The following is a 10691-nucleotide window of genomic DNA, read 5'->3' as shown; positions in this document are numbered from 1 at the left end:
CGGGGTGGAGGCCGCTCGGGAGGGACGGCCGGGGCGGGAGTCGGGTGGCCACGTGCGGGACCGGCAGGGAGGAGCGCCAGCGACGACCGGTGCCCGCGGGAGCATGCGGGCCGCGACCACGCCGGAAGCGGGAAAGCCCTATGGTTTTGGATCTTGCTGCTGGCACAGCATGGCCAGCGTGCCCCAGTCGGGGACGTGCGGCGAACCCATCAGGTAGCGGTGCGGGACGGTCGTCAGGTGGGCGAGCACGTCCGGGCGGTCGTCGATGGAGTGGGTGATGCCGAGCCGGGTGCAGACGGCCGCCTTGTCCCGGCGTTCCCGGACGACGTGCACGTTCTCCGCCGGTACGCCGGTGCGGGTGAAGAAGTCGTGGTGGTGCAGCCGGTCGCGGGTGTTCCGTTCGACCTCGGGCCCGGCCTTGGAGATCAGGTGTACCCGTCCCTGGAACCGGCCCGCGACCAGCTCCGCGAGCCGCGTGAACGCGCCGGGCATGGCGGGGGTCTCCAGCGGCCGGTCGCCGAAGAACGACGTGTCCACCGCGTCCCCGGCCGGGGGCCCGCGTAGGGCGCGCGGGTGGTGCCGGGGCGCGGCCGGCCGGGTCGTCGTCGTGCCATGGTCTCGGTTGTACGCCGCCGGGGGTGCCGGTCAGCGGATTTCGGCGGGACGGGCGGGCTGGAGCGGATCGCGGGCATCGCGCGGGAGGAGCCGCAGCGGTACGGCGGTCAGCTCGACCGGACCGGCTCGGGCGTGAACGGGACCGTCACCGCGTCGAGAAGCGCCGGCTCGCCGGCCGGGTGCCGCCACAGGCCGCGCTCGCGGAGGATCGGGAGCACGCCCTCGCCGAACCAGTACGCCTCCTCCAGGTGCGGGTAGCCGGAGAGGATGAACTCGCTCAGGCCGAGGTTCGCGTACTCCTCGATCCGGTCGGCGACCTCGGTGTGGCTGCCGACCAGCGCGGTGCCGGCGCCGCCGCGGATCAGGCCGACGCCGGCCCACAGGTTCGGGGAGATCTCCAGGCCGTCGCGGGTGCCGCCGTTGAGCGCGAGCATGCGCCGCTGCCCCTCGGACTCGCTGCGGTGCAGCCCGGCCTGGACCTTCGCGATCTCCTCGTCGGAGATGCCGCGCAGCAGCCGGCCCGCCTCGGCCCACGCCTCCTCGGAGGTGTCCCGGGTGATGGTGTGCAGGCGGATGCCGTACCGCTGGGTGCGGCCCTCGGCGGCGGTCAGCCCGCGGATCCACTCCAGCTTGCGGGCGACCTGCGCGGGCGGCTCGCCCCAGGTGAGGTAGACGTCGGAGTGCTTGGCCGAGACCGGGCCGGCCGCGGCGGAGGACCCGCCGAAGTAGACCCGCGGGATCGGGTCGGGCAGCCGGTTCAGCCGCGCGTTCTCGACGCGCACGTGTTCGCCGGTGAGCGAGACGGTCTCGCCGCGCCACAGCGCGCGGACCACGTGCAGGAACTCGTCGGTACGGGCGTACCGCGCCTCCTTGTCGAGGAAGTCGCCGTACGCGCGCTGCTCCGCGCTCTCCCCGCCGGTGACCACGTTGAGCAGCACCCGGCCCTGGGAGAGCCGCTGGTACGTGGTGGCCATGTGCGCGGCCAGCGTCGGCGACAGCAGCCCGGGCCGGAACGCGACCAGGAACTTGAGCCGCTCGGTGACCTCGGTGAGCATCGCGGTGGTGATCCACGCGTCCTCGCACCACGCGCCGGTCGGGGTGAGCACGCCCTCGAAGCCGAGCTGCTCCGCCGAGCGCGCGATCTGGCCGAGGTACGCCGTGGTGGCCGGCCGGGCCTGCGCGGCGGCACCGGGTGCGACGCCGTGCCCGCCGCCGACGATGTCCCGGCTGTCACCGGAGGTCGGCAGGAACCAGTGGAACGTGAGGCTCATCGTGGATCTCCCCTTGTCTCGCTTCGGTCAGAGCAGCCCGTGCCGGGGCGGCCGGGTGCCGTTGAGCACGTACCGCCCGATGTGCTGGACCTTCCAGCGGACCGGGTCGTGCAGTGTGTGGGTGCGCGCGTTGCGCCAGTGCCGGTGCAGGTTGAGCGGGTCCAGGCTGGACCGGGTGCCGGACACCTCGAACAGCGCGTTGGTGACCGCGAGCGCGGCCCGGTCGGCGTACGCCTTCGCCGCCGCGACCGCGATCGAGGCCGTGGCCGCGCTGTCGTCGGTCAGCTCCGCGCGGGCCGCGTCGACCGCCCGGGCCGCGTCGGACAGCAGCGCGTTCGCGGCCCGGACCTCGATCGCCAGCTCGCCGAAGCGCTGGATCAGCAGCGGGTCGTCGGAGGCCTTCTCGAAACCGCTCTCGAAGTACGGCCGGGACCTCGTGCGGACGAACTCGACCGCCTCGGCCAGCGCGCCGTCCGCGATGCCGGCGTCGATCGCGGCGTGCAGCAGTTGCGCGACCGCGCCGTGCAGCTGCGGGCCGGTGAACGTGAGGTGGTGCGGCAGCACCCGGTCCGCGGGCACGTGCACGCCGTCCAGCCGGACCGTGCCGCTGGCCGTGGTGCGCTGGCCCATGCCGTTCCAGTCGTCGATCACGGTCAGGCCGGGCGAGTCCGCCGCCACGTACGCCACGTGCAGCTTGTCGTCGTCGCCGCGGGCCAGCACCGGGATCCAGTCCGCGAAGAGCGCGCCGGTGCTGTAGTGCTTCGTACCCTCCAGCCGGAAGCCGTCCTCCCGCGCGATCAGGCGGGTGCGGTAGTCCTGCACGTGCTTGGTGCCGGCCTCGGACTGCGCGTTGCCGAACCGCTTCCCGGCCAGCAACTCCGCGAAGAAGAACGCCCGCTGCCGCTCGGTGCCCCGGGCGCGGATCACGTTGACGTACACGAAGTGGCTCTGCGGGATCTGCGCGATGTTCGGATCGGCGGCCGCGAGCAGGCGCATCACCTCGGCGAGCGTGACCGCGTCGACGTCCGCGCCGCCGTGCTCCGCGGGCACGGTGATCGCCAGCAGCCCGGCCGCGGAGAGCCGGTCCAGCTCGGCCCGGGGCAGCCGCCGCTCCGCGTCGCGCGCGGACGCGTCCTTGGCGAACTCGGCGGCCAGCCGGCGTGCCACGTCCAGCGCCTCGGCCGCGTCGGCGATGACATGCACCCCGGTCATGCGACACCCTCACCTCGGGAGAGAAAAACGTGACCGGAGCTTACCCACATTTCCTACATGAATACTAGGCTTGTCTCCAGACCTTGGAGGTTGTCATGGCCCTGTGGAGACCCGATCCGAGCTTCTACGCCTCGCCCCGCGACGCGGCCGGCGCGCCGCCCGAGACCCTGGCCTACGTGGCCGCGTTCGACCGGTCGGCGACCCGGCCGGACGCGATCGCGGTGCTGGACACCGATCCGGAGTCCGGCTCGTTCGGGCAGGTGGTCGGCTGGACCGACCTGCCGTACACCGGCGACGAACTGCACCACTTCGGATGGAACGCGTGCAGCAGCGCGCTCTGCCCGACCGCGCCGCACCCGCACGTGGAGCGCCGCTACCTGATCGTGCCCGGCCTGCGCTCGTCCCGCGTCTACGTGCTCGACACCAAGGACGACCCCCGGGCGCCGGCCGTCACCAAGGTGCTGCAGCCGGAGGAACTCGCCACGCGCGCCGGCTACTCGCGCCCGCACACCGTCCACTGCGGGCCGGACGGCATCTACCTGTCCGCGCTGGGCGGCGCGGCCGGCGACGGCCCCGGCGGGATCGCGGTGCTCGACCACACCACGTTCGACGTGCGCGGCGCCTGGGAGGCCGACCGCGGCCCGCAGTACCTGGCCTACGACTTCTGGTGGCACCTCACGCAGGACGTGCTGGTCACGTCCGAGTGGGGCACGCCCTCCATGATCGAGGACGGGATCGTGCCCGAGCTGCTGCTGGGCCGCCAGTACGGGCACGCGCTGCACTTCTGGGACCTGCGCCGCCGCCGGCACGTGCAGCGCGTCGACCTCGGCGACCAGTACCAGATGCCGCTCGAACTGCGCCCGGCCCACGACCCCACCCGGCAGTACGGGTTCGTCGGCGTGGTGGTCAGCGTGGCGGACCTCTCCGCGTCCGTCTGGGTCTGGCACCGGTCCGGGGACGAGTGGGCCGTCACCAAGGTGATCGACATCCCGGCCGAGCCCGCGGACCCGGCGCTGCTGCCGCCCGCGCTGCAACCGTTCGGCGCGGTTCCGCCGCTGGTCACCGACATCGACCTGTCCGTCGACGACCGCTGGCTCTACGTCTCCTGCTGGGGCACGGGCGAGCTGAAACGGTACGACGTGAGCGACCCGTTCCATCCGGTCGAGGCCGGCTCCGTGCACCTGGGCGGCATCGTGCGCCGCACCCCGCACCCGTCGTTCCCGGACGAACGCCTGGCCGGCGGCCCGCAGATGGTCGAGGTGAGCCGCGACGGCCGCCGCGTCTACGTGACGAACTCGCTCTACGGCGCCTGGGACGACCAGTTCTACCCGGACGGCGTCGGCGCGTGGCAGGCACTGCTGCACTCCTCCGGCGACGGCCTCACGCTCGACGACCGCTACTTCCCGCACGGCGACGACTTCCGCGGCCTGCGCGTGCACCAGACGCGACTCCAGGGCGGCGACGCCTCCTCCGACTCGTACTGCTTCCCGTGACGCTCTCCCTGCTCGCACTGGCCGCGCTGGGCGCGTTCCACGGCATCAACCCGGCCATGGGCTGGCTCTTCGCCGTGGCCCGCGGCCTGCAGGAACGCTCCCGGCGCGCGCTGCTGCTCTCCCTACCCCCGATCGCGGCCGGGCACCTCGCCTCGGTAGGGGTGGTCGCCGCGCTGGTCACCGCCACCCGCTCGGTGGTCGCCACCCGGTGGGTCGCGATCGGCGGCGGCGCGCTGCTGGTCGGGTTCGGGCTGTGGCGGGCGCTGTCCCGGCGGCACTTCCGCTGGGCCGGCATGCGGCTCTCGCTGCCAGAGCTGGCGGGGTGGTCGTTCCTCATGTCGTCGGCCCACGGGGCCGGGCTCATGCTGCTGCCGGTCCTCGCCACCGCACCGGTCCCGGCGGCCGGGCATGACGGGCACGCGGTCGCTCACGTGGGCGGCGACGCGCTCGCGGGCCTGGTGGCGGCCGGGCTCCATACGCTGGCCATGTTCGTGGTGGCGGGGGTGGTGGCGGTGGTCGTCTATCAGGTGGCGGGGCTGCGGATTCTCCGCACGGCGTGGTTCAACCTGGACCGGCTCTGGGCCGGCGTCCTGATCACCGCCGGCCTCCTCACCATCGCGACGGCGTAGCCCCCTTCCGACGTGGCAGGGTTCCGCACGCACCCGCGGGCACCGGGGATACCCCGCAGACCCAGGCTTTCCCGCTTCCGGCGGGGCCGGGTTCCGCATGCTCCCGCGGGCAAACCTCGCCGCGGGCTCCGACTCCGCTGGCGCTCCGCTACGCTCGCGGCGACGGAGCCGGTCCCGGCGTGGCTGGGAAACCCACGCGGCGGCCGCCGAGGGCGAGCTTGCATGGCGCGCATTTCGTGCCGTGGCTGGGAACCTCGGCCGGCGGGGAATGTCGGCCGCCCAGGGAACACGGCCCGCCAGCAAACCACGGCCCGCCAGCAAACTCGGCCCGCCAGCAAACCACGGCCCGCCAGCAAACTACGGCCGGCCAGGAAACCTCGGCCCGCCAGCAAACCACGGCCCGCCAGCAAACTACGGCCGGCCAGGAAACCTCGGCCCGCCAGCAAACTCGGCCCGCAGCAAACCACGGCCCGCCAGGGAACAAGCGGCTGCGGCGGAGCCGCAGCCGCAGCCGCAGCCGCAGCCGCAGCCAAGGAGACGATCGCCTCCGCCCCGCTGCGGCCGGATCGGCGGGCTCGCGCTGTTATCCGTCATTCCGCTGTTGGTCTCGGTCACCGCATCTCTCGATCGCTGACGGTGAGGACGGTGCTAAGCCTTGGGTTGCGAGCGCTCCGCGCCCGAAATTTCACCATATTTGCGAGCCGAATTGATCATCGCGGTCACTATGTGAGCCGTAGGCACGTAATTAGCGCCGAATAAGGTGCCTGAGGCTCACAAAGTGAGGCGATCGATCAGAGCCGCTGGAAAGGTCACGATTCGGATCAATGACAGTCGGCATGGGATGTCTAGCAGTCGCCAGCAAAGGGCAGCCGTCAGCGCCGAACGTGATCCAGTCCAGCAGCCAGCAGCGGACATCTGGCAGCGGATAGGTCGGCAGCCAACCGACAGCGAACAGTCAACGGGCTGGCAGCATGCCCCTGCTAGCACCAGCCGCCAGCCGCCAGCCACTGGCCACCCGCCACGGCCACCCGCCACGGCCACCGGCCACCGGCCACCGGCCACCGGCCACCCGGCCACCGGCAGCGTGCGCCTGCCGGTGAACCAGCCGACAGCCACTGGCCACCCGCCACCCGCCACGGCCACCCGCAACCGGCCACCGGCCACCGGCCACCCGCCACCCGCCACCGGCCACCCGCCACCCGCCACCGGCCACCGGCCACCGGCCACCAGCCACCGGCAGCGTGCGCCTGCCGGTGAACCAGCCGACAGCCGCTGGCAACGCGCCATTCGCGCCGGATGCGCCGGGCCGCGGACAACGGGCGCCGCGGACAACGGCCTGCGAGCAACCGGCGGCGGACGGCGGGACTCGCGTCGCGTCTGGGGGACGGATGACGGGATCGAGACGCGCGCTGCGGACTCATTGACATATATCTCTTGATTGTGTGACGCTCGGCTCCTGCGGGAGCCGATAATCCTCGCAGTACGGCGCGGGTGGGCGGGCACCTTCCCGCGCACGCCCCGGCGCGCACCACGTGCGGCGCTTACAGCACCGACCCACCCACGGGACCTGCGCTCGGGCACTTTCGCAATCAGCGTCGACGAGAGTGCTTGGAGTTTTCATGCCCATCACCAGAATGCTGCGCCGCCTGCTGCTCGTCGCGGCCGCGGCCATGCTCGTACTCACCACCGGCCTGGTGGAGACCGCGTCCGCGCACGGCTCCACGGTGAATCCGCCGTCCCGCAACTATGGCTGCTGGAAGCGGTGGGGCAGCGACTTCCAGAATCCGATCATGGCAACCCAGGACCCGATGTGCTGGCAGGCCTGGAACGCGGACTCCACCGCGATGTGGAACTGGAACGGCCTCTACCGGGAGAACGTGCAGGGCAACCACCAGGCCGCGATCCCGGACGGCACGCTGTGCAGCGCGGGCAACACCGGCGGCACCCGGTACTCCGCGCTGGACACGCCGGGTGCGTGGACCGCGCAGACCGTGTCGACCAGCTTCACGCTGCGCATGCACGATCAGGCGCAGCACGGCGCGGACTACCTGTTGACGTACGTAACCAGGCCCGGCTTCAATCCGCTGACCCAGCGGATGGGCTGGGGCGACCTGCAGTTGGTCGGGCAGACCGGCGTGATCCCGCCCGGGGGCGGGCAGACCGAGTCCGACCCGGCGCTGAACGGGCGCACCTACACGGTGAACGTCAACGCGCCGGGGCGCACCGGCCGGGCGGTGCTCTACACGATCTGGAAGGCCAGCCACGCGGACCAGGTGTACTACCTGTGCAGTGACGTGATCTTCGCGTGAGCGACGGGCGCGGCCCCGGATGTGCCAGATCCGGGGCCGCGCACTCTTGACGTACCGCTTTAGTCTTGCCTAAAGGTTTTAGTTCTGCCTAACATCGATGGCAGGGTCGAGAAGCGAAGGAGGCCGTCATGCGAAACCCGTTCCGCAGCGAGTCGTCCAGGATCGGAGATCCCGCCGCAGGCGACCTCGGCAGGCTGGTGGTCGACGAGGTCACGTGGTACATGCGGGAGAACAAGGTGACCCGTGGTGAGCTGGCCCAGGCGATGGGCGTCTCCCCCGGCCGGGTCAGCCAGATCCTCTCCGGTGAGGAGAATCTTACGCTCCGCACGCTCTGTTCCGTGGTCGAGGCGCTCGGCGCCCAGGTCGAGTTCGCGCTCCGCCCGGTGGACGAGGCGCTCACCTAGGTCCTGCTCATCGCGGGGCTGAGCACCATCGGTGGCCGATACGGCGCCATCTTGTGATGTCCCGCGTTGTAGGCCAGGCCCAGGAGCCGGATCAGGTCACGGTATGCGTCGTGCCGCAGGATGCCGGCCATCCGCCCCAGGTCGTCCGCGGCCTTGACGTACCGCGGCTCCTTGGTGGTCCGTGAGCCCTGCAACGCGGCGAGCACCTTGGCGCGGCTGGCGCTCGCCTCGATCAGGTGCACCACGTCCAGCCGGGACTGGATCGCGTTGAGCTGCGCGTGGATGCGCCCCCGGCGCCGCTCCTCCACGGTCAGCCGCTCCATCAGGTACTCGTGGTAGTGCCGCGCCGCCATGCTCAGCTCGTCCGTCGACCACTCGTCGTCGACGCGCGCCGCGCACCATGCCTCCCGGTCGTCGGCCATCCCCTCCTGGAGCCGGGTGAGCAGCCGGGTCAGCCACACCGAGGACAGGTCCCGCCGCAGGTCGCGCCGGTCCGCGCCGCGTTTGTTGATCTCGCTGAGCCAGAGCATGCTGGGCGCCGCCACGCCGAGCCCGAGGAGCGCGGCCGGCAGTTGCGACACGATCAGCATCGCGAGCCCGGCCGTCACGGTGGAGAGCACGCTGGTCACGCCGATCACCGCGAGCGCCCAGCGCCGCGCGCTCGGGCCGAACGGGCGCCCCTTCCCCTCGCACCGCAGCATCAGGAAGACGGTCGCGGACACGCTCGCCAGCACGAACGTGACACCGAACAACGCACCGTGCACGGCCGCTCACCCCCTTCGACAGAGGCTATCCAGGCGGCCCGGCGCGTTCCAACATGGATATGACTCGATCATGCCTCCGCGACGTAGAACCAGCGGCCGTCCTCGCGCGTGAACCGGCTCCGCTCGTGCACCGTGCCGGTTCGCCCGCCGGCCCGGTAGTGCGCCTTGAACTCCACCTCGCCGCCCGCCTCGAACAGTGAGCCGCCGCCGGTGTCCACGATGTCCAGGCGCAGCCAGCGCTGTCCCTGGTCGAGCGTCAGCTCACCCGGGCGGGTGCTCGGATGCCACGTCTGGAGCAGATAGCGGGCGTCGCCGCGGGCGAACGCGCTGAACCGCGAGCGCATCAGCGCCTCCGCGGTCGGCGCGGTGGACTCGCCGCGGTGCAGCGGCCCGCAGCATTCGTCGTACCCGGCACCGGTGCCGCACGGGCACGCCCCGCCACCGGTCTCCCGCCGTCGTTTCGCCATTCGCCCATTCTCCCGTCCCACCGTGACGGCAACCGGAGCACCCCGGTACGGACCGCGCCGACGCTACGACGCCGGGCCGGCGGACTCGGCGGCCTGGACCAGCGTGCGCAACAGGCCGGCCAGCTCGTGGCGCTGCTCCGGGGTCAGCGCGGCCAGCAGACCGGACTCGGTGCGGCTCTCGGCGGAGGCGTGCCGGTCGAAGGCGGCGGAGCCGGCGTCGGTGAGACGGACGTGGACGCGCCGCCGGTCGGCCGGGTCGGTGGCGCGGGTGAGCAGACCGGCCTCCTCGAGCGGCCGGAGCCGCGCGGAGAGCGCGCCGCGGGTGAGCCCGAGCAGGTCGGCCAGGTGGGACGGGCTGGTGCTGTACGGCGGGCCGAGGCGGCGCAGCGTCAGGAGCACCTTGAACTCCCACTGCCGCAGTCCACCGGCGGTCAACGCGTCCCGGCGACCCCGGGCCAGGTGGCGGGCCAGGATGGAGATCCGCACGGCGATCGCCTCCTGTACCGGATCCATCCAGGGCAGCTCGCGCGCCCAGGTCTCGACGTGCCGGTCCACCGAGTCGCGCATCGAACCCCTTTTCATCGACCGGAGTCTGTTTTCTTGTGGATAGTTTTCACGATAACTACCTTCGCGGCCATGACCACGATCGAGATCGACGCTCATGAGCTGACTCGGGCCGCCCGCGCGCTGGCCCACGCCGGCCGCTGGTCCGGCGCGATCCGCCTGCTGGACGCCGCCCGGCGGACCGGCGGCGCCGAGCCCGGCATCGCGCTCGCGGCCGCGGAGGTGGCGCTGGAGAGCGACTGGTACGCCGGCACCGCCCATGCCGAGGCGCGGCTGCGGCACCCGGCGCTCGCGCACGCGGACGTCTGGGACGTCGGGTTTCTGCGGCTGCGGGCCGCGTACCGCGCGCTGCTCTTCGATCGGGGGACGTTCCGCCCCGGCCCGGCGGGCCGCGATCCGCGGGTGATCGAGGCGCTGGCGGCCGATGCCGACCGGCTCGAAGATCAAGCCGAGGACGGGGTACGCCGCGGCTGGGCGCGCTTCTACCGCGGGCTGATCGACGACAACCTGGCCGGTCGGCGTGACGCGGCGCCCGCGCGCTACCGGTCCGCGCTCGGCACCGGCGACGACCTGCTGGAGCGGGAGGCGCTCCGTCACCTGGGCGACCACGACCACGACGCCGGCGACCACGACGCCGCCCGCAGCCGGTGGGAGCACGCCACCGCGCTGGGCGCCCGCGCCGGCGCCGTCACCGGCACGCTCTCCCAGCAGTTGCTGCTCGCGGTCCTGCACCGCGACGCCGGCGACGAGGCCGCCGCGACCGCGCTCGGCCGCGAGGTGGCGCGCTGGGCCACCGCGCTCGGCGCCACCCGCCTCGCCGCCACGGCCGGCGCGTTCCTCGCCGGCACCGACCCCACGGCCGCGACCGGACGTCAGGAGGGGCTGACGGAGAGTGAGATCTGAACCCTTTGTCGTTCTTGCGCGTGCTCGCCGGTAATGACCGCCGCGGCGGCCGGCGTGCGA

The 10691-nt window shown here is 72.6% G+C and carries 11 protein-coding genes; 5 read left to right on the top strand and 6 right to left on the bottom strand.

Features of this window, described 5'->3' with window-relative positions; translation table 11 throughout:
• Positions 1-138 precede the first annotated feature (138 nt).
• From J2S41_RS03360 to J2S41_RS03350, 3 genes are all read right to left on the bottom strand, one after another.
• Entirely contained in the window at positions 139-537 is a 399-nt protein-coding gene (locus tag J2S41_RS03360; protein ID WP_310362886.1) for a hypothetical protein, read from the bottom strand.
• 185 nt (positions 538-722) lie between these two features.
• Entirely contained in the window at positions 723-1886 is a 1164-nt protein-coding gene (locus tag J2S41_RS03355) for an LLM class flavin-dependent oxidoreductase (RefSeq protein ID WP_310362883.1), read from the bottom strand.
• Between the two features lie 27 nt (positions 1887-1913).
• Complete coding sequence (locus tag J2S41_RS03350) at positions 1914-3098, bottom strand: SfnB family sulfur acquisition oxidoreductase (RefSeq protein WP_310362880.1); 1185 nt, start codon at positions 3096-3098, stop codon at positions 1914-1916.
• 95 nt (positions 3099-3193) lie between these two features.
• On the opposite strand from J2S41_RS03350, the gene J2S41_RS03345 reads away from it, so the two are divergent.
• The 4 genes from J2S41_RS03345 to J2S41_RS03330 all read left to right on the top strand — a co-directional run bounded on the left by J2S41_RS03345 (position 3194) and on the right by J2S41_RS03330 (position 7933).
• Complete coding sequence (locus J2S41_RS03345) at positions 3194-4591, top strand: selenium-binding protein SBP56-related protein (protein ID WP_310362879.1); 1398 nt, start codon at positions 3194-3196, stop codon at positions 4589-4591.
• The gene (locus tag J2S41_RS03340) at positions 4588-5220 is read left to right on the top strand and encodes a hypothetical protein (protein ID WP_310362877.1); all 633 of its coding nucleotides are present in this window, start codon (positions 4588-4590) and stop codon (positions 5218-5220) included. Before J2S41_RS03345 ends, J2S41_RS03340 begins: the two co-directional genes overlap by 4 nt.
• Positions 5221-6839: 1619 nt before the next feature.
• Positions 6840-7529 (top strand): lytic polysaccharide monooxygenase, encoded by a 690-nt coding sequence (locus J2S41_RS03335; protein ID WP_310362875.1) that lies wholly within the window; start codon positions 6840-6842, stop codon positions 7527-7529.
• A 128-nt stretch (positions 7530-7657) separates the two neighbouring features.
• Entirely contained in the window at positions 7658-7933 is a 276-nt protein-coding gene (locus J2S41_RS03330) for a helix-turn-helix domain-containing protein (protein WP_310362872.1), read from the top strand.
• Here the strand turns inward: J2S41_RS03330 and J2S41_RS03325 are convergent.
• The 3 genes from J2S41_RS03325 to J2S41_RS03315 form a co-directional block, all read right to left on the bottom strand.
• A complete protein-coding gene (locus J2S41_RS03325; RefSeq protein ID WP_310362871.1) occupies positions 7930-8697 on the bottom strand; it encodes a hypothetical protein in 768 nt (255 codons plus the stop codon). The two genes, J2S41_RS03330 and J2S41_RS03325, sit on opposite strands and share 4 nt — an antisense overlap.
• Before the next feature lie 68 nt (positions 8698-8765).
• Entirely contained in the window at positions 8766-9164 is a 399-nt protein-coding gene (locus J2S41_RS03320) for a YchJ family protein (protein ID WP_310362870.1), read from the bottom strand.
• Between the two features lie 63 nt (positions 9165-9227).
• Positions 9228-9746: a MarR family winged helix-turn-helix transcriptional regulator gene (locus tag J2S41_RS03315; RefSeq protein WP_310362869.1), complete on the bottom strand. Its 519-nt coding sequence runs from the start codon at positions 9744-9746 to the stop codon at positions 9228-9230.
• A 54-nt stretch (positions 9747-9800) separates the two neighbouring features.
• Between J2S41_RS03315 and J2S41_RS03310 the strand changes: the two genes are divergently transcribed.
• Entirely contained in the window at positions 9801-10631 is an 831-nt protein-coding gene (locus J2S41_RS03310) for a hypothetical protein (RefSeq protein ID WP_310362866.1), read from the top strand.
• Positions 10632-10691 lie beyond the last annotated feature (60 nt).

Origin of the sequence: Catenuloplanes atrovinosus (genome assembly GCF_031458235.1) — a bacterium.
GTDB lineage: Bacteria > Actinomycetota > Actinomycetes > Mycobacteriales > Micromonosporaceae > Catenuloplanes > Catenuloplanes atrovinosus.
The sequence above is the reverse complement of the archived record's forward strand: the minus strand, read 5'-3'. Positions and strand labels throughout refer to the sequence as shown.